The sequence below is a fragment of the Acidaminobacter hydrogenoformans DSM 2784 genome, from assembly GCF_900103005.1.
GTDB classification, from domain to species: Bacteria; Bacillota; Clostridia; order Peptostreptococcales; family Acidaminobacteraceae; genus Acidaminobacter; species Acidaminobacter hydrogenoformans.
On the sequence record NZ_FMWL01000002.1, the window covers coordinates 103,951 to 121,003 of the forward strand.

The following is a 17,053-nucleotide window of genomic DNA, read 5'->3' on the forward strand; positions in this document are numbered from 1 at the left end:
TAAAACTTGTTATTTATTTCTCGTATTAGTATCTGATACTAATATATATGATCTTCAGCCATCTGACAAGTGCTTTGACGAAAAAAAACGGGCACGCCTAAGGCAGTAACCCGTTTTTTTGTGTCTTTTCAATGGGTTGGAGCAATTGTCAAAACTTGATGTCTATCCTCAGTTTTCGTCTTGGTCTCCAGCCAAGGCGGTTCTCGCCGCTTCGAGATCCTTTCTGCCAAGCTCCTCGCGAATACGCTCAACGACCTGGCTCTTGACACAAACCTCCGCGTAGCGGATCGCATTTTTGATTGCCTTGGCATTGGAGCTGCCGTGGGCCTTGACTATGAGACCCTCTGTTCCGAGAAACGGCGCGCCGCCATACTCAGTATAGTCCATTTTCTTTTTCAGTTCTGAAAAGACGCTCTTCAGGAGCATCCCCAGCAGCATGTTTTTCTTTGTCTTCATCAATTGTGCCTTGAGCATCCCGGTGAAGCTTGTAGCGACGCCTTCAGAAAGTTTGAGTATGATGTTGCCGGTAAACCCGTCACAAACGATAACATCACACGCGCCTTCTGGAATATCCCTTGCCTCGACGTTTCCGATGAAGTTCAGCTCGCTGGCTTTCAGCACCGGATAGGTGTCCACCATCAGAATGTTGCCTTTGCCTTCTTCTGCCCCAATGTTGGCGAGGCCAACAGTTGGATTTTCAATACCCAGGACATCCCGGGCATAAATCGTGCCCATGACGGCGAATTCATAGAGGTTGTGCGGCTTGCAGTCTGCATTTGAGCCGGCGTCAATTAGGACACTGAAGCCTTTGGAGGTCGGATATGGCAGGCAAAGCGCTGGCCGGTCGAGGCCTTTGATTCTGCCTACTTTTAACAGGCCGCCGGCAAGCAGGGCGCCAGTGTTTCCGGCAGACAGCAGCGCATCTATGTCACCGGACTTCAACATCTCAAATCCTACCACCATGGATGCGTCCTTTTTGCTTTTAATGGCTCTTACGGGCTTATCTTCATTTTCGATAACTTCTGAAGCATGGCGGATTGTTAGGCGGTTCGCGTCATATTTGAGCGAAGCAAGCTGCGCTTTGATCTGGTCTTCAATGCCAATCAGTACCAGGTCCGCACCAACCAAAGAAAGCGCTTCTACCGCACCTTTGACAACAGCTTCAGGCGCGTGGTCGCCACCCATGGCATCTATGCCTATTCGAATTGTCATGATTCAATCACACTCCCATCCAGAGCAACCAGAATAAATTTGCCCCTGAATACTTGATCTTGATTGCTTGTGATCTTGATGTGTATAAAGTATTCACTGCCTCGCACCCTGACCAGCTCGGCTTTTGCCACCAGCTTTTGTCCGGCAATGACAGGCACCCTGTATTTGATGTTGGCAACACCGGTAAGTGCCACATGCGCGTCAATGACAGCCATTGCCAAAGATTCAGCCATTGCGAAAATGTAATGGCCTTTGACAATCTTTGTCTTTTCGAAGGCGAGCGCTTCATCCGTTTCGAGAACCGATATGCCGCGTTTGTTAAGTTCGAGGTCAATCAATTCTCCAACAATCTCGCTGCGTCCCAAGGTCTTGACTTTGTCATAATTATCCGTAGCGACCTTCCGGACGCGTTCTCTCAGCTCCGGTATGTTCAGCTGCATGCGGTCCAGACGGATCGTCTGAATGCTGACACCCAGTGTATCACTGAGCTCCTCATCTGTCAGGAATGGATCCTCAGATAAAATCTCAGTCAGTCTATTCAAACGCTCCTGTTTTTTTAATCTGGCCATAACGATATCACTCCATTTGCTGTAGCTTTTAGCGCCTGGTCCTATTATAACATAAATACTTTGCAAAGTCCTCTGAGAACTGCTTAGGCGTACTGTACAAACATACTTCAAAAATGTTCCTCTATGGCTGACAACAAATCATAAGCTCAGCCATAGACTGTACATTCCGGGCATGCAAAAAGCAGGTTGAGTCAACCTGCTCTGAAAACTTTGCAATCCCTTGCCTATGAAACTAAATGGCACTCTTACTTGACGGAAACGACTTCTTTGCCTTTATAGTAACCACAAGAGCCGCAGACACGATGCGGTACATTTGGCTCATGGCACTGTGGGCACTCTATAATGTTCGGAGCGTCCATCTTGATGTTCGAGGCTCTTCTCTTGTCACGTCTTGCTTTGGAAATCTTACGCTTAGGTACTGCCATTGATCACACCTCCTTAATTCTGACTAAAAAAGTTCTTGAGGCTCTCGAGTCTAGGGTCGACCCTGTCCTCGGAACATGTACATTCATCCTCATTCAGCGATTTTCCGCAATTTGGACAAATGCCCTTGCACGACACGTCGCACAAGACTTGAATTGGCATTGAGAGGTGGATTTCGTCGACCACAAGTCGTTCTATGTCGACGCTGTAGTCATCAATGAAAAGGGAATCCTCATCCTCTTCAATGATTTCGCCGCCCTGCCTGATGATGCGCTTTGTCACATCCTGTTCGAATTTTAAGTCGACAGGCTTGAGACAACGATTGCATGAAAACCTTAAAGTGCCCGAATAGTGGACATCAATTTCCAGCTCTACGCCCCGGCGTTCTACGACACCTTTGACTTCGAAGGGCGAAATTCCTTCCGCGCCATAGATTTCAAATTCGGATAGTTCCGGGGTAAGCGTCATTTCAAATGGCATTTGGCTCAGCTTTCCGCTGATCACATTTGTGAGATTGAGAATCATATGACACCTCTAGTTTACAACATGATAATTATATAAGCGGCAGGATCTTTTGTCAAGCATAATTACTTGCCACATGACCTCCGCTCAACAACTCTGTCATTATACACCGAATCCCTATGTTTTGTACACCAAATTTGGGAATAAAAATGAAAGTGTTTTGGCAAAAGAAGACGCGAACCAAAAGGCTCGCGTCCTGCTCAGTACTCACATTCCTTTTTTCTAAAAGGATTACAGGCTGTTGACGATTTCTACTGTGTCGCGGGCAATCATCAGCTCTTCGTTCGTTGGAATGACGAGAACTTTGACTTTTGAATCATCTGAATTGATGAACGCTTCTTTGCCGCGGACGTTGTTGCGCTCGTCGCTGACTTTGAGGCCCATGAATTCGAGGTTCTTGCAGATGTCTGCACGGTTGGAGATTGAGTTCTCACCAAGGCCGGCAGTGAAGATTACTGCGTCTACGCCGCCCATTTCTGCCGCGTAAGCCGCAATGTATTGTCTGACGCGGTCGTCGAAGGTTTCAAGGGCAAGTGCAGCGCGCTTATTGCCATCTTTCGCAGCGTTTTCAATATCTCTGAAGTCGCTGCTGACGCCGGAGATGCCAAGGACGCCAGACTTCTTGTTGAGCACGTTGTTGATGCCTTCAATATCGAGATTTTCTTTTTCCATGAGGAACGTAATAATTGCCGGGTCAATGTCACCGCAGCGCGTTCCCATGATGAGGCCCTCAAGCGGCGTAAAGCCCATGCTTGTCGCAACAGAAATGCCGTTTTTAATCGCAGTAACACTGGCGCCGTTGCCAAGGTGGCAGCTGATCAGCTTAAGCTCAGAAATTGGCTTGCCCATCATGTCCGCAGCACGTTCTGCGACGTAACGGTGGCTTGTGCCGTGGAAGCCGTAGCGGCGAACTTTGTACTTTTCATAGTACTCATAAGGAATTGGGTAGATATAGGCTTGTGGCGGCATAGTTTGATGGAAAGCTGTATCAAAAACGCCAACGTTTGGAACAGAAGGGATCAGCTCTTGAATTGCTTCAATACCCATGATGTTTGGTGGGTTGTGAAGTGGCGCAAGGTCAATACACTCTTCGAGTGCCGCTTTGACATCTTCTGTGATCAGAACGGAACCGCTATATTTTTCTCCTGCATGAACAACTCTGTGTCCAACAGCGTCAATCTCGTCAAGGGACTTGACAGCGCCATAATTTTCATCCACGAGCGCTTTAAGAACTTCATTCAGCGCGTCTTTGTGGTTTTTCATAGGCACCAGGATCACTTCTTTCTCTCTGCCCTCTTTCTCGTGCTTCAGGACTGACCCCTCAATACCAATTCTTTCGACGAGACCTTTCGCGAGCAGCGTTTCTTCCTGCATATTCATCAGCTGATACTTCAAAGAAGATGAGCCGCAGTTAATAACCAATACGTTCATAATATACCTCCCAAAATTTAAAATCGTTTGAACTTCACTCGTTATTATTATAAATTAAATAAGAAATATTACAAGTGAGAAACGGAAATTGTATACAAAATTCACTAAATATTTCACAAAGATTGCATCACTATAGCATTTTAGAATTTTAGTTAAGGAGGCCGCAGACCATGTCGGATCAAATTGTCGGGATGATCACCGAATATAATCCTTTTCATCTTGGACACAAGTATCATATTTCTGAGACAAAGCGACTTCTAAACGCAGATGCCGTCGTCGCAGTCATGAGCGGCTCCTTTGTCCAGCGCGGCGAACCTGCGCTCCTCGACAAATGGGTCAGGGCCGCGGCAGCGGTGAGTGGCGGTGTCGACCTCGTCATTGAACTGCCAACATTATTCGCAGTATCCAGTGCTGAATACTTCGCCACAGCAGGCGTTCATCTTCTAAACCAGCTCGGTTTTGTAAAGCAGCTCAGTTTTGGCAGCGAAAGCGGGTCTCTCGACAACTTGAAAAATGCCGTCACCACGCTCTCCCACCTGGACGCGAAGTGGTTAAAAGCACGAAACGCGAACCCAGAGCTTAGCTATCCCGCTTTGAAAGCAAAGCTGATGAAAGCGGAAGGGCTCGGTGCCGCAGAAACGCCAAATGACATCTTGGGCATTGAATATTTGAAAGCGATCAATGCTTTGGACGCTGCACTCATCCCCTTCACAGTAAAAAGAGCAGGTCATGATTACCACGATTTGACGCTCGAGGAAGCGCGACCAGAAACAGCCTTCTCCAGCGCTTCGGCTATAAGAAATGCCCTGCTCTCAGGCCTGCCGCCAGAGACAATGGCAAAAGCTGTTCCGACACAGACGCTGGACGCCCTTATTGCTGCTGAGCACCAGTATCCTTCGAGCCGGAAGCGTTTTGATTTATTGCGTTACAGACTTCTCCTCCATACGCCTCAGTCGTTGTCTCAGATCCACGACATGGAGGACGGACTTCCAGAGAGAATCCTCGCCGCTGCTGTAACCTCTCAGGATTACGAAGCCCTCGTCACGGCCATAAAAAGCAAGCGTCATACCCGCAGCCGCATAGAAAGAGTCCTCTCAAAAATACTGTTGGATATTCCCTTCTCTTTGCTTGGAAAAAACAGAGAGCAGCTTCCAAACTATCTGCGCGTCCTCGCTTTCAACGACCGCGGCAGGGAACTCCTCAAGCGAGCGAAAAAAACCGCTGGAGTCCCTGTATTGACAAATGTCAAGCCTAAGGATTTGAACGATCCATTATTTGGCTCTCAGCTTCAATTCGACTTAAGAGCCACAGCGTTAAGAGCCATGCTCTGCGGACAGGCCCCGGCGGTCAGTGATTTTACTCAGGCACCTGTTTACCTGCGCTGATAAAACTTATGTTGCTCAAAAAACAACGAAAACAATAAGCGCAAGCCGGCACTTAGACCGCACGAAGCAAAAAAAGAAGCAGCTGCCCTCGTCAAATTTGAGGTAATCTGCTTCTTTTCGTTTTTAAGCCTTGATCCTGCCAATGAGTGGCTAAGCCACAGCCTCAGCCACAGCCTCAGCCTCAGCTTCAGCTATACAGGCATATTATTTGTACTCTTCAAGCTCTCTCAAATTTTTGCGCAGCGTCTCAAGGACTTCACTGACATCACTGGTCGCTCTGTTCATCACTTCATGAACATAATCAAAGGCATCCTCTTTCATGTTGGCAGAGAACTGAGTTGCCTCTTGAACAATTTTGTCAGCCTTTTCCCGCGCCTGCCGAACAATCTCATGCTCATCCACCATCAGTTTGCGCTTCAGTTCAACCTCATCCATCAAGCGCTCCTCGTGCTCCCGAATGCTGTCAAAAACTCTGCGTTCCTCACGCTGAGCACTGGAAAGCAGCGCATCAGCGCTTCTCTGGGCCTCTTCAAGAATTTGATTTTTCTGAGATTTGATCCATTTGACATGCTGATACTCTTCAGGCAGCAAAATATGGATCTCTCTCAGAATTTCAAGCAGCTCTTCCCGGTCTGCCATGATTTTTCCCGTCAACGGCACCGAAGTGGCATTTTCAATTTTGTTTTCAAACTCTTCCAAAAGATCCAGTACTTTTAGATCAAGATGATTGGACGGCATGGTTTGTTCTCCCCCTTATCGCAGTTTTTTCACCATATATTCCAGAACGTGGTCAGGGACCAGGCCCTTAATATCTCCGTTAAACCTAAAAACTTCCTTTACAAGGCTTGAGCTCAGATAAGAATAATGTACATCTGTCATTAGAAAAACAGTTTCAGTGCCTTGCCCCAAATGCCGGTTCATTGCGGCCATCTGAAACTCCGCTTCGAAATCCGAAATCGCCCTGAGCCCTTTTATAATCACATCAATCTGATGTGATTTTACATAATCCACCAAAAGTCCTTGGAAATGATCCACCCTAACGTTGGGAAATGGTTGAACCGCTTCCTCAATAAGCCGCGCGCGCTCTTCAGCGGTGAACATGGGGCTTTTGGTGCTGTTGCTGAGAACACCTACGACGACTTCATCAAAGAGTTTTGAGGCTCTTTCAATCACGTCCAGATGACCGTTTGTAACGGGATCAAAACTACCCGGGTAAATTGCTATTGTCATTGAAGTGCCTCCTATATAATGTAAGCGCCGTCATGCCATAGTGCCTTGACTTAAGGAAGCTGTAGCCTGCGAACACCTCGGGCAGAGCCCTGGATGCGGGATGCTCTATAACGACAATGGCATCTTCCGACAGCAGATTATATAAGTCAAGTTTTTCGAGCACCAGCGATTCTAATGCAGCGTGATAAGGCGGATCCACAAATACCAGATCAAACTCTGAATTCTCAAGCTGAGACAAAGCAGATTCCCAGTCTTGTATTAAAATTTTCGCGGCATCCTCAAATTTGGCGCGCTCCAGGTTTCTTTTGATGACGCGCGCACTGGCTCGGCTTTGATCCACAAACACAACAGACTCTGCCCCGCGGCTCAGCGCTTCTATACCCAGTGCCCCGGAGCCCCCAAAGAGATCCAGCGCTTTCGCACCTTGAATTTCAAATTGAATCAGATTAAACAGAGCTTCTTTGACGCGATCCGTTGTAGGCCTGGTTTCAAAGCCTTCGAGCGCTTCCAGTTTCAAACCCCTTTTTGAGCCCGCTATGACCCTCATAATTCCACCTTCTTATCGAATTCTATCATAAAAAAGGCGCTTTTCATACAAGATGTAATTTTTTTGAAATGCTTTCTTATGTACAGCAGGTTTTTTTCAGAAATCCAAACCACGCTGTCGCTAATTATGTCAGCATTATATTGAAAAGCGCTCGAACGCCTCCTGCCGGCGGCGGATCAGCAGTGCCTTTTCCATTTGGGTCAATTGGCCAGAGGCTTCTTTCTGGAGGATGTTCAGAACCTCTTGCTGGCAAACTGTCAAAATATCCAAATGTCGAGATAGATCAGCAAGTTTCAGCGGCGGAAGACCATGCTGCCGCGTACCGAAAAATTCTCCGGGCCCCCTGAGCTTCAGGTCGCAATCTGCGATTTCAAAGCCATCCTGAGTTTCCACCATTTTCTTGATCCTCTGCTTCGCGACCTGGCCGGGCTGTTCTGCGACCAGGTAGCAGCTTGAAGCATGCTCGCCCCTGCCCACTCGGCCCCTAAGCTGATGAAGCTGACTGAGCCCAAAACGGTCGCAGTCCATGATGATCATAACCGTTGCGTTTGGCACATTGATGCCGACCTCAATGACCGTTGTGGAGACCAGCAAATCCAGCTCACCAATGGCGAAAGCCTTCATCACCTGATTTTTTTCTGACGATTTCATTTTCCCGTGAACCAAGCCTACACGCCGGTGCCTGAACACGCCACCGCGCAGCTCTCCATACAGGGCTTCTGCCGATTGCAGCTCAGACCCCATCTCGCTTTCCTCCACTAGCGGACATACGACATACACCTGGCGGCCTGCTTCGATCCTCTGATCGACACTCTTGCAGAGCCGCTGAAATTGTTTTCTCGGAACATACACCGTCTCAATGGGCTTTCTTCCAACGGGCAACACTTTGATCACCGACACGTCAACATCACCATAAAGCACAAGAGACAAGGTCCTCGGTATGGGCGTCGCTGTCATGATCAGAACATCCGGGCTCACGCCCTTTTCTTCAAGCCGGTTGCGCTGGCGCACGCCAAAGCGGTGTTGCTCATCCGTTATAACCAGTCCAAGTCGGTCAAAGACGACTTCTTCTTCCAAGAGCGCGTGGGTACCAATGATCCAGCGATAAGCGCCGGAGGATATACCTTCGCGAAGCTTTTTTTTATGCTTTGAAGACGAAGTCAGCAGCGCAATCCTCTCTATTTCATGAGGATACAACTTTAAAAGCGCTTCATAATGCTGAGCCGCTAAAAGCTCTGTTGGTGCCATGAGAACACTTTGATAATCGTTATGCACAGCAAGTGTCATAGCTGCGAAAGCAACCGCGGTTTTTCCGGAGCCAACATCCCCCTGCAGAAGCCGGTACATGACCTGAGCCTTTGACATGTCATTGTAAATGTCCTGAACTGCCTGTTGCTGATCAACTGTCAGCCTGAATGTCAGCTTTTCCTGAAAAGCTTCGAGAACGCCTTTTGTCTTGAAAGCAATACCTTGCCCACGCTTTGCGTCCACTCTGAGCAGCGCCAAATTCAGCTGCAAGGACCATAGCTCCTCAAAAACCAGCCTGTACTTGGCGGCTTTGTATCTTGTACGATCCGTTGGAAAATGAAGCTCTTCAAGGGCAGCGCCAAGACCTGGCATCCCATACTTCGCAAGCAGAGCCGCAGGAAGGGTTTCCTCCAGCTGGGGAAGCTCAGTTGTCAATGCGTGACGAATCAGCGTCGCCATATCCCTTTGTGTTATGCCTTCTGTCAGAGGATATTGCGGCGTAATCACCAGCTGGCTTTCGAGCTGGTCACTCTCCCTGAATATTTCCGGATGAATCAAAGTCAACTGGCGTCCACTACGTCTCGCTTGGCCAAAAGCATATAGAACCTCTCCAGGAGAATGCTGCTTTTCAAGATAAGCTGCATTAAAAAAAAGCAGCTCAAAGGGCATCATGCCATCCAGCATATGAAAGCGCGTCATGACCTTGCCCTGGGTCGTTCGTGAGCTCTGAACAGATTTTACCCTACCGCTGACCGTAACCACTTCGCCGTCTTCGACTTCGTGGACACTGCGTCTCTTGGATTTATCAGCGTAGCCCCTCGGATAATGAAACAGCATATCTCTTAAACTAAAGATTCCAAGGCGTGCAAGGGCTGATTTTTTTTTGATGCCAATCCCTTTCACCGACGTCAGGTCCGAATGGGTGTGCATACTTATCAATTCACCTCTCTCAAGAAGGGAACATAAAAGCTCTGAAAAAGCTGACCGGAAAAATGCAATCCTGCAGCACTCAGCCCAACCCCTTTAACTGGAAGAGACCGGTCTTTACCGGTCTCTTTTTTTCTTGGAAACATTACTCCACTGAAATCACATAATAGTAAAGAGGCTGTCCGCCGTAATGGCATTCAATGTCCAGATCACCGTGGTCAGCGCTGACTTTTTCAATAAGCATTTCAGCGTCAGTTTTAGAAATCTCTTCACCATAATATACCGTCAAGATAGACGCATCTTCGTCGAGAATCTTTTCAATTGAGTCCAGGGCAACATTTTCGATATTCTGGCCAACTGACACAATTTTACCATCCGCCACGCCCAGAATGTCATCCTTCTTGATCTCTATATCGCCGTATTGTGTATCCCTGACGGAATACGTCACCTGAAGCGTCTTCACATGATCGATCGAAGCCGTCATGGCCGCCTCGTTTTCGGACGGCGATTTATCCATATCAAACTCAATTAACGTCGCAATACCCTGCGGAATTGACTTTGTAGGAATTACGGAAATAGGAAGGCTTGAGACCTCTTTGGCCTGATTCGCCGCCAAAATTATGTTGCTGTTATTTGGCAGGATAATCAAGTGTTCCGCGTTGCAATCCGCTGCAGCTTTAAGAAAATCCTCAGTACTTGGGTTCATGGTCTGTCCGCCCTCGACGACCACATCCACGCCCAGCTCCCTGAAAATTTGGCTGAACCCTTCACCCATAGCGACGGCAATGATGCCGTAAGGCTTCTTCTCCTCCGGTACGCGTTTTTTTGCCGATGGTGATTGTCCCCCAACCTCAGCCAAAACAACGCCATGATCAAGATTCGAATGCTGTTCCCGCATATTCTCAATTTTGACCGTTATGAGCGGCCCGTATTTAAGCGCCTTTTCAAGCGCCATCCCCGGGTTGTCCGTGTGGATATGAACTTTCACCAAAGACTCATCCTGAACGAACACCATGCTGTCTCCAAGTTTTTGAATCTCAGAGCGGAGAATAGGCACATCGTCCCGAAGCGTTTCCAGTATAAATTCCGTACAATATCCAAAAGTAATCGCCTCTGGCTCAAGTGCTGCCCCTGCTGCTTTCAGCACGTTCTCAGAACGCTCGACCTGAATTTCGACTTCTTTCCCCAAGACAGCATCCAAAAATCCTAAAAGAATAAAAACCAGGCCTTTGCCTCCGGCGTCAACGACGCCAGCCGATTTTAATACCGGCAGGTAATCAGGCGTCCTTTCCAGTGTTTCTTCTGAGCGCTTGATTAGATTCTCAAGGAGTTCCTGAACTGGCACCGCCTGTTCGGTATAATCCATGCCGAGCTCAGCCGTTTTTCTGATGACGGTCAGGATGGTCCCTTCCACAGGCTTCATGACGGCCTTGTAAGCTGTATCAGATGCTTCCTTCAAGGCATGGGCCAAGTCAATGGACGTGAGCTCTTTCTTTTCCTGGCAGCCCTTTGCAAAGCCCCTGAAGATCTGTGACAGAATAACGCCAGAGTTACCCCTGGCTCCCATCAGCGACCCCTTGGACATGGCTTTTGAGATAATCTCAACCGATGTCTCCCCTTCATACTTCGAAAGCTCGTTGATTGCGGCATTCATGGTCAGAGACATATTTGTACCCGTATCACCGTCAGGAACCGGGAAGACATTAAGTGAATCCACCAGATTCTTATTTCTGTTTAACGTCGCTGCAGCCTGCTTAAACATCTTTGACAGCAGCACGCCATCAATTTTAATAATATCCAAAGGTCATCCCTCCTAAGATCAGGCTTGAACCCTGACCCCTTCAATATTCAGATTCACTTTCAGGACTTTAAGGCCTGTTTGGTTTTCGACGCTGTATTTGACCCGTTCAATGATATTTTGAGCAACCACAGAGATTTTGGTTCCAAATTGAACGATGACGAACAGATCGATGACGATACCTTCATCCTCAGAGTGAATCCTGACGCCCTTGGAGAGATTTTCTTTTTTCAGCAAATTGGCAATACCACCAGTTGTATTGCGCGAGGCCATTCCGACCAGGCCGTAGCATTCGATTGCTGCAGCGCCTGCAATGGTGGCAATGACATCATTATTAATGAAAACTGCACCGTGCGCGTTTTCTACTTTTATGGCCATCTTGTTTCCTCCCCTTTTACAATCCATATTGATTTTACTATGATTCCAATTATGTGACAACCTTATCTGTGCCATTATACCCTATTTTCCTTGAAGATTAACTTGCAAACAAAGAAATGATCTGTTAGAATAAGTTTGCTTATGTGTTATTTGTTTTAGGGAGGTGTAACAATGGCAAGAGTATGCGAAGTTTGCGGAAAAGGCAAGGTCAGCGGAAATAACGTCAGCCATGCCAACAACCATACAAGAAGAACCTGGGCGCCGAACCTCAGAAGAGTCAAAGCGGTCGTAAACGGTTCACCAAAAAGATTGATGGTTTGTACAAGATGCATGCGTTCCGGCAATGTCGTACGCGCAATCTAATTTGGATCTGCCTTAAAGTCTGCCCCATTTGCTGCGGCGGGCTTTTTTGCTTTTTTGACGCTTTGGGACCTGTTAAACTTTAAATCAGAGTCGCCGCCAAAGTCCTGAAATGCGCCTCAGGACTTCGATATCATTTGCGGTCTCTGCACTGCATTAAAAAAACCGGTCCTTCTTGAACCTCTACAGAGCCCGTATCCTCTATCAGCCTGTTGCTGACCCCCAAAGTTCCGGACCGGTACATCCGGAGCGCTTCACCATCATATTCAAACCCACGAAGTGACACTGAGGCCGCCTCGTCAATAGAAAGCACTGATACATAAAAGCCCTCGCGTCGAATAATCCCATAAGTCCCAGGGTACAGTCTCTCCACCTCATTATTGGGGTCAAGAGCCCGTACTCTGGGATATTTTTCTTTTATACTGGTAAGCAGCATTAAATTGGCAAACATATGATCGACGCGGCTCCCAAAAGCCCCAAACATATCAATGACCGAACCTTCAGGATGAGTGGCGCAGAGCGCCATGGCCTTGTGAAGTGCAAGCTCCGTGTCCGTCCAGTCCTTCTGTGAATCAAAAGTCATGACTTCCGTCTCCGGATAACGCGTCTCAAAATCCGCACATCCAGCATAAGAATCAAAATCACCAATAATGAAGTCCGGTATGAGCCCCATAGACTCAAAAGCTTCCAGGCCCCGGTCCACAGCTATGATCTGATCATAGCTGCTGAGCTGATCTTTAAGCCAGTCTAAATCCTCAAGGGCGCCTCCGGTGACAATCGCAACCCTCATTTGACCGCTGTCCTGAATTTTTGTACTTCCGCCTCAAAGTCAGAAGCGCCAAACAAAGCGGAACCCGCAACAATGACATCAGCACCGGCACGGACGACCTCAGCAACGTTATCCGCTTTAATGCCTCCGTCCACCTCAATTTCGAGGTTCAGGCCACGGGCTGTTACCATGGATTTTAGCTTGGCAACTTTTTCGAGAGCCTGAGGGATAAACGCCTGTCCGCCAAATCCCGGATTGACAGACATGATCAGTACCAGATCCAGGTCAGGCAGAATATCCTCCAGTACCGCCACAGGTGTCGCAGGGTTAAGCGACACCCCCGCTTTGACCCCAAGGGACTTGATCAGTTGAATCGTTCGGTGAAGGTGGACTGTGGCCTCCTGATGCACCGTAATGATGTCTGCCCCGGCTTTTGCAAAAGCCTCAGCGTATCGCTCCGGATGCTCGATCATCAAATGGACGTCCTTGACAAGGCGGGTTCGCCCTTTCAAAGCTTCCAGCACTAGTGGGCCAATAGTTAAGTTTGGCACAAAATGCCCATCCATAACGTCCACGTGAAGATATTCGCAGCCAGATCGCTCAATTTTAATAACTTCATCCTGCAGATTTCCAAAATCCGCGGACAAAATCGAAGGTGCAAGCTTCAAATTAATACCTCCTATATTGCCTGATTTCATTCAAAATCAGAACGTAAGAATTGTAACGGGAATCAGATAATTTCCCCGCCTGAACCGCCTCTCGAATCCTGCAGTCCGGCTCTTCCATATGCAGACAGTCATCAAAGCGGCAGTTTCCAGGGTAATATTCAAAATCCGGGAAGCAGGAGGACAATAGGTCTGCCTCCAAATCCTTGAGCTCCAGGGAGGTAAATCCAGGTGTATCGACCACAAATCCCCCTGATGCAAGCTCAAGAAGCTCACTATGCCTGGTCGTATGTTTGCCTCGTTGAATCTTTTCACTGACAGCACCAGTTTTAAGTGCCAAACCAGGCTCGATGGCATTCAGAAGCGAAGATTTCCCAACGCCGGAAGGCCCGGCGAAAACAGAAACTTTACCTTTCAGCATCGCTTTTAGTTCCTCAATCTGAAACCCGGTGACTGAGCAAGTGGTCAAAACTTTAAAGCCAGTTGGACCATAAATGGACTCAAGCTTCTGAGTGAGTTGAGACTCCGCATCATCAAGGTCAACTTTATTGAATACAAGCACAACATCCAGGCCTTCCTTGACGGCGAGAACTGTCATTTTGTCCAGCAAGACCATATTGGGATCCGGGAACCTTACTGCAAAGACAATCACGGCCTGGTCTACGTTAGAGACTGTAGGTCTGACAAGCTCCGAGGTCCTGGGCAAGATGTCCTCAATCGCAGCATGCTGTTTGGAAAAGAGGACGCGGTCACCTACCATAGGCACCAAACCCATTTTTTTGAATTTTCCGCGCGCTTTGCATTCGAGAATCCCGGATTCGTCCTGTACATAATAAAATCCGGCTATGCCTTTTACAATACGTCCTTCCACCAGCTTTTCACCCATCAGTTGAATACCTCTTCGCTGGAGCTGACCAGTACGTCATTGAAGTATATATTTATGCCAACAGTTCCCGTTCCGCTGATTGTAACGGAGACGCGTTCCTCTGCCTTTGAATGGAGCTTTTGGTAGACAATTTCAGACGCGCCATCTTTCACCATCACCACTTTTACCTCAAATTCCTCTTGGTCAAATTCCAGTGGAATGGTCAGTGTTTTTTCGACGGGCTCCGGCGTGGAGTTCGGATCCTTGCCTTTACTGACCACCAAGTCAACACGATCCTCTGGCTGAACCTCCTGACCGCCTTCAATGCTTTGCGCAATAACTAAATTGGCGGCAAAGGTATCACTGAAATCATATTTCACTTCCCCTACAGAAATTCCATATTGTTCCAATGTCATTCTGGCGCTTTCGAGGGCACTGCCCACAATTTTAGGCATTATAGATTTGCCAGGCGTCTTACCCTTGCTGACATATAAATCTATAGCCGTCCCTTTTTCCTCGCTGAGGCCCGCAAATGGTGATTGACTGATGACAGTGCCTTCTGGCGCGTCATTTTCAATTTCATCCACAGATCCAACCTTAAAGCCAGCATTAACGATCATGATCTCTGCTTCAGCAAGAGGCTTTTGAACCAAATTGGGCACCTGAAACAATTCTGTACCCAGGCTGAGTGTCAGTGTTATGGTGTACCCAGGCTTCAGCAAGGCGCCTTCTTCATGAGATTGGGAAATGACCTCGTCAGGTGCATAGCTTCTCGAATAAATTCTGTCTCCAATTTCGCCCTTGAAACTGTGATCCTCGAGAAGTTGTAGGGCAACGTCGACATCCAGTCCAGTCACATTTGGTACCGGTACCGGCTGAGTCTCCTCCAAGAGATTTTTCATCATAAATCCAGCGCCAATAAATACAAAGGCAGCGATCAGCGCTAATAAAACCGTTATAATAAGTCGTTTTTTATCAGTTTTTTGCGGTACTTCCGGCTCCGGTTCGACTTCTTCAGCAAGCTTTCGCTGTACGAATCGCGTTGGATTGGTATTTTCAATGGATCGTGTATCGTTAAAAAGGAGCTCTTCATCTATCTTAGGAATCATCATGGTCTTCGCGTCTTCATCTCCGCCTTCAATCATGACAATATGATCCGGTCTGAGGAGAACCTCATCAAGGTCGTTAAGCATTTCTGTCACGCTGCCATACCTGAATTCAGGATTTTTTTGAATAGCCTTCAGTATAACCCCTTCAAGGCCAACACTGAGTGCCGGATTGAAATCAGAGGGGGCATGCGCTTCTTCTTTAAGATGCTTTAAAGCGACTGCCACTGCGGATTCGCCTTCGAAAGGAAGTCTCTTGGCTGCCATTTCATACATCAGAATGCCCAGGGAATAGATATCTGACTTTTCGTCGACAAAGCCACCCCTGGATTGTTCCGGAGAAGCATAATGCACCGACCCCATCATATCAGTCGTATTGATAATTGTCGCAGAGGTAATCGCTCTCGCAATGCCAAAATCCGCGACTTTGACCGCGCCATCAGCACCCATCAAAATATTGTGGGGTTTTATGTCCCTGTGGACTATGTGATTGGCATGCGCGTTTTCAAGTGCCCTGGCAACCTGTTTGGCAACGCGGATTATTTCACGGTTTTCAAAAAATCCATCATGATCCTTGATATATTTTTTTAGTGTAGGGCCATTGATGAATTCCATGACAATATATCTGAGATCCTCCTCATGTCCAACGTCATAGACGCTGACTATGGAGGGATGGCTCAGACTCGCTGCCGCCTTGCTTTCCTTGTCGAATTTTCGGATAAATTCCTCGTCGGAAACAAATTCCGGCCTGAGGATTTTTATAGCGACGCTTCGGTCAAGCAGCATATCCTTTGCACGATACACTAACGCCATACCGCCGTCTCCGATCTTATCCAAAATCTCGTATCTGTTTTTCAACACACGTCCTATGATTCTGTCCACTGGGTTTCACCTCCCTGTCCATCCAATTCAATGGCTACAGCTGTAATATTATCCGCTCCGCCGCGTTCCAGCGCCAGCTCAACCAACTGTGACAAGCGCTCTTCGAGAGTCCTTTTTGCAGTTAGAATTTCATTGATTTCTTCCGCTTTCAAGTAATGGGTCAGTCCGTCTGAACACAGTAAAAACAAGTCACCTGCTTGAGCTTCAATTTCATGCAGGTCAGGCGTTACTCTGTCATCTGCGCCTACAGCTTTCATCAGTACATTTTTTTGAGGATGGCTAAGGGCGGCTTCGCGGTCAATAGAACCGTTCTTGATCAATTCTTCAACCAAAGTATGATCTCGAGTGACTTGCTTGAGGATACCTTCACGCATCCTATAAGCCCTGGAATCACCTATGTGGGCTACATAAGCCAGTCCATCCTGAATCCACACAGACGTCAATGTCGTCCCCATGCCTTTGCAGTCTTCACTCTCATGGGCTTTGACCCAAATTTTCTGATTTGCATCTGAAAACACTTGTCTATAGATCTCTGCAGGCTGCAACGCTTCATTCTGCGCCAATTGATTCATGGACGCCAAAGCTTCAACTGCAATACCGCTGGCAATTTCCCCTGCCTTGTGACCACCCATACCATCTGCCACAGCAATCAGGTGAAGCTTTTCATCAATGTAGTAGGCATCCTCATTGTTGGTCCGGATTTTTCCAATATGTGACAACCCTGCGGTTTTCATAT

18 protein-coding genes are annotated in these 17,053 nt (G+C 47.6%); 2 read left to right on the forward strand and 16 right to left on the reverse strand.

The features are described 5' to 3' along the window. Nucleotides 1-168: 168 nt before the first annotated feature. From plsX to BLP63_RS02385, 5 genes are all read right to left on the reverse strand, one after another. Nucleotides 169-1,206: a phosphate acyltransferase PlsX gene (gene plsX, locus BLP63_RS02365; protein WP_092589548.1), complete on the reverse strand. Its 1,038-nt coding sequence runs from the start codon at nucleotides 1,204-1,206 to the stop codon at nucleotides 169-171. Nucleotides 1,207-1,208: 2 nt separating this feature from the next. Continuing rightward, nucleotides 1,209-1,781, reverse strand: coding sequence for a transcription factor FapR (gene fapR / locus BLP63_RS02370; RefSeq protein ID WP_092589285.1), 573 nt, complete (start codon nucleotides 1,779-1,781; stop codon nucleotides 1,209-1,211). A gap of 245 nt (nucleotides 1,782-2,026) precedes the next feature. Continuing rightward, the gene (gene rpmF, locus BLP63_RS02375; RefSeq protein WP_092589286.1) at nucleotides 2,027-2,206 is read right to left on the reverse strand and encodes a 50S ribosomal protein L32; all 180 of its coding nucleotides are present in this window, start codon (nucleotides 2,204-2,206) and stop codon (nucleotides 2,027-2,029) included. A 13-nt stretch (nucleotides 2,207-2,219) separates the two neighbouring features. Then, nucleotides 2,220-2,729 carry a YceD family protein gene (locus BLP63_RS02380; protein ID WP_092589287.1) on the reverse strand — a complete coding sequence of 170 codons (510 nt, stop codon included), beginning with the start codon at nucleotides 2,727-2,729 and terminating at the stop codon, nucleotides 2,220-2,222. Nucleotides 2,730-2,957: 228 nt separating this feature from the next. Continuing rightward, entirely contained in the window at nucleotides 2,958-4,157 is a 1,200-nt protein-coding gene (locus BLP63_RS02385; RefSeq protein ID WP_092589288.1) for an acetate/propionate family kinase, read from the reverse strand. Nucleotides 4,158-4,327: 170 nt separating this feature from the next. On the opposite strand from BLP63_RS02385, the gene BLP63_RS02390 reads away from it, so the two are divergent. Next, nucleotides 4,328-5,542, forward strand: coding sequence for a nucleotidyltransferase (locus tag BLP63_RS02390; protein WP_092589289.1), 1,215 nt, complete (start codon nucleotides 4,328-4,330; stop codon nucleotides 5,540-5,542). Between the two features lie 204 nt (nucleotides 5,543-5,746). On the opposite strand, the gene BLP63_RS02395 is transcribed toward BLP63_RS02390, so the two are convergent. The 6 genes from BLP63_RS02395 to BLP63_RS02420 form a co-directional block, all read right to left on the reverse strand. Continuing rightward, entirely contained in the window at nucleotides 5,747-6,280 is a 534-nt protein-coding gene (locus BLP63_RS02395; RefSeq protein WP_092589290.1) for a hypothetical protein, read from the reverse strand. A 15-nt stretch (nucleotides 6,281-6,295) separates the two neighbouring features. Further along, the gene (coaD, locus tag BLP63_RS02400) at nucleotides 6,296-6,772 is read right to left on the reverse strand and encodes a pantetheine-phosphate adenylyltransferase (protein WP_092589291.1); all 477 of its coding nucleotides are present in this window, start codon (nucleotides 6,770-6,772) and stop codon (nucleotides 6,296-6,298) included. Continuing rightward, nucleotides 6,747-7,319: a 16S rRNA (guanine(966)-N(2))-methyltransferase RsmD gene (gene rsmD / locus BLP63_RS02405; protein WP_092589292.1), complete on the reverse strand. Its 573-nt coding sequence runs from the start codon at nucleotides 7,317-7,319 to the stop codon at nucleotides 6,747-6,749. Before rsmD ends, coaD begins: the two co-directional genes overlap by 26 nt. A 135-nt stretch (nucleotides 7,320-7,454) precedes the next feature. Continuing rightward, nucleotides 7,455-9,497 carry an ATP-dependent DNA helicase RecG gene (recG, locus tag BLP63_RS02410; RefSeq protein ID WP_092589293.1) on the reverse strand — a complete coding sequence of 681 codons (2,043 nt, stop codon included), beginning with the start codon at nucleotides 9,495-9,497 and terminating at the stop codon, nucleotides 7,455-7,457. A gap of 142 nt (nucleotides 9,498-9,639) precedes the next feature. Then, entirely contained in the window at nucleotides 9,640-11,295 is a 1,656-nt protein-coding gene (locus BLP63_RS02415) for a DAK2 domain-containing protein (protein WP_242870759.1), read from the reverse strand. Nucleotides 11,296-11,313: 18 nt separating this feature from the next. Next, nucleotides 11,314-11,670, reverse strand: coding sequence for an Asp23/Gls24 family envelope stress response protein (locus BLP63_RS02420; protein WP_092589294.1), 357 nt, complete (start codon nucleotides 11,668-11,670; stop codon nucleotides 11,314-11,316). A gap of 171 nt (nucleotides 11,671-11,841) precedes the next feature. On the opposite strand from BLP63_RS02420, the gene rpmB reads away from it, so the two are divergent. Beyond that, the gene (rpmB, locus tag BLP63_RS02425; protein ID WP_092589295.1) at nucleotides 11,842-12,033 is read left to right on the forward strand and encodes a 50S ribosomal protein L28; all 192 of its coding nucleotides are present in this window, start codon (nucleotides 11,842-11,844) and stop codon (nucleotides 12,031-12,033) included. A gap of 130 nt (nucleotides 12,034-12,163) precedes the next feature. On the opposite strand, the gene BLP63_RS02430 is transcribed toward rpmB, so the two are convergent. Genes BLP63_RS02430 through BLP63_RS02450 form a run of 5 tightly spaced genes read right to left on the reverse strand, consistent with a single transcriptional unit; the run spans nucleotide 12,164 to nucleotide 17,051 of the window. After that, nucleotides 12,164-12,820 carry a thiamine diphosphokinase gene (locus BLP63_RS02430; RefSeq protein ID WP_092589296.1) on the reverse strand — a complete coding sequence of 219 codons (657 nt, stop codon included), beginning with the start codon at nucleotides 12,818-12,820 and terminating at the stop codon, nucleotides 12,164-12,166. After that, entirely contained in the window at nucleotides 12,817-13,497 is a 681-nt protein-coding gene (rpe, locus tag BLP63_RS02435; protein WP_092589297.1) for a ribulose-phosphate 3-epimerase, read from the reverse strand. The genes BLP63_RS02430 and rpe overlap by 4 nt, the downstream gene beginning before the upstream one ends. Then, the gene (rsgA, locus tag BLP63_RS02440) at nucleotides 13,469-14,350 is read right to left on the reverse strand and encodes a ribosome small subunit-dependent GTPase A (protein ID WP_242870760.1); all 882 of its coding nucleotides are present in this window, start codon (nucleotides 14,348-14,350) and stop codon (nucleotides 13,469-13,471) included. Before rsgA ends, rpe begins: the two co-directional genes overlap by 29 nt. Then, on the reverse strand, nucleotides 14,350-16,317 hold the full coding sequence (pknB, locus tag BLP63_RS02445) for a Stk1 family PASTA domain-containing Ser/Thr kinase (protein ID WP_092589298.1): 1,968 nt from the start codon (nucleotides 16,315-16,317) through the stop codon (nucleotides 14,350-14,352). The genes rsgA and pknB overlap by 1 nt, the downstream gene beginning before the upstream one ends. Further along, nucleotides 16,302-17,051, reverse strand: coding sequence for a Stp1/IreP family PP2C-type Ser/Thr phosphatase (locus tag BLP63_RS02450; RefSeq protein ID WP_092589299.1), 750 nt, complete (start codon nucleotides 17,049-17,051; stop codon nucleotides 16,302-16,304). Before BLP63_RS02450 ends, pknB begins: the two co-directional genes overlap by 16 nt. Between the last annotated feature and the right edge of the window lie 2 nt (nucleotides 17,052-17,053).

Excerpts from the sequence above, each read along its gene's own strand:
- BLP63_RS02390 (WP_092589289.1), top strand. The coding sequence starts at position 4,328 with ATGTCGGATCAAATTGTCGGGATGATCACCGAATATAATCCTTTTCAT.
- BLP63_RS02420 (WP_092589294.1), bottom strand. The coding sequence starts at position 11,670 with ATGGCCATAAAAGTAGAAAACGCGCACGGTGCAGTTTTCATTAATAAT.
- rsmD (WP_092589292.1), bottom strand. The coding sequence starts at position 7,319 with ATGAGGGTCATAGCGGGCTCAAAAAGGGGTTTGAAACTGGAAGCGCTC.
- coaD (WP_092589291.1), bottom strand. The coding sequence starts at position 6,772 with ATGACAATAGCAATTTACCCGGGTAGTTTTGATCCCGTTACAAACGGT.
- rsgA (WP_242870760.1), bottom strand. The coding sequence starts at position 14,350 with ATGGGTGAAAAGCTGGTGGAAGGACGTATTGTAAAAGGCATAGCCGGA.
- BLP63_RS02430 (WP_092589296.1), bottom strand. The coding sequence starts at position 12,820 with ATGAGGGTTGCGATTGTCACCGGAGGCGCCCTTGAGGATTTAGACTGG.
- fapR (WP_092589285.1), bottom strand. The coding sequence starts at position 1,781 with ATGGCCAGATTAAAAAAACAGGAGCGTTTGAATAGACTGACTGAGATT.
- recG (WP_092589293.1), bottom strand. The coding sequence starts at position 9,497 with ATGCACACCCATTCGGACCTGACGTCGGTGAAAGGGATTGGCATCAAA.
- BLP63_RS02385 (WP_092589288.1), bottom strand. The coding sequence starts at position 4,157 with ATGAACGTATTGGTTATTAACTGCGGCTCATCTTCTTTGAAGTATCAG.
- BLP63_RS02380 (WP_092589287.1), bottom strand. The coding sequence starts at position 2,729 with ATGATTCTCAATCTCACAAATGTGATCAGCGGAAAGCTGAGCCAAATG.
- rpe (WP_092589297.1), bottom strand. The coding sequence starts at position 13,497 with ATGAAATCAGGCAATATAGGAGGTATTAATTTGAAGCTTGCACCTTCG.
- rpmF (WP_092589286.1), bottom strand. The coding sequence starts at position 2,206 with ATGGCAGTACCTAAGCGTAAGATTTCCAAAGCAAGACGTGACAAGAGA.
- BLP63_RS02395 (WP_092589290.1), bottom strand. The coding sequence starts at position 6,280 with ATGCCGTCCAATCATCTTGATCTAAAAGTACTGGATCTTTTGGAAGAG.
- rpmB (WP_092589295.1), top strand. The coding sequence starts at position 11,842 with ATGGCAAGAGTATGCGAAGTTTGCGGAAAAGGCAAGGTCAGCGGAAAT.
- BLP63_RS02450 (WP_092589299.1), bottom strand. The coding sequence starts at position 17,051 with ATGAAAACCGCAGGGTTGTCACATATTGGAAAAATCCGGACCAACAAT.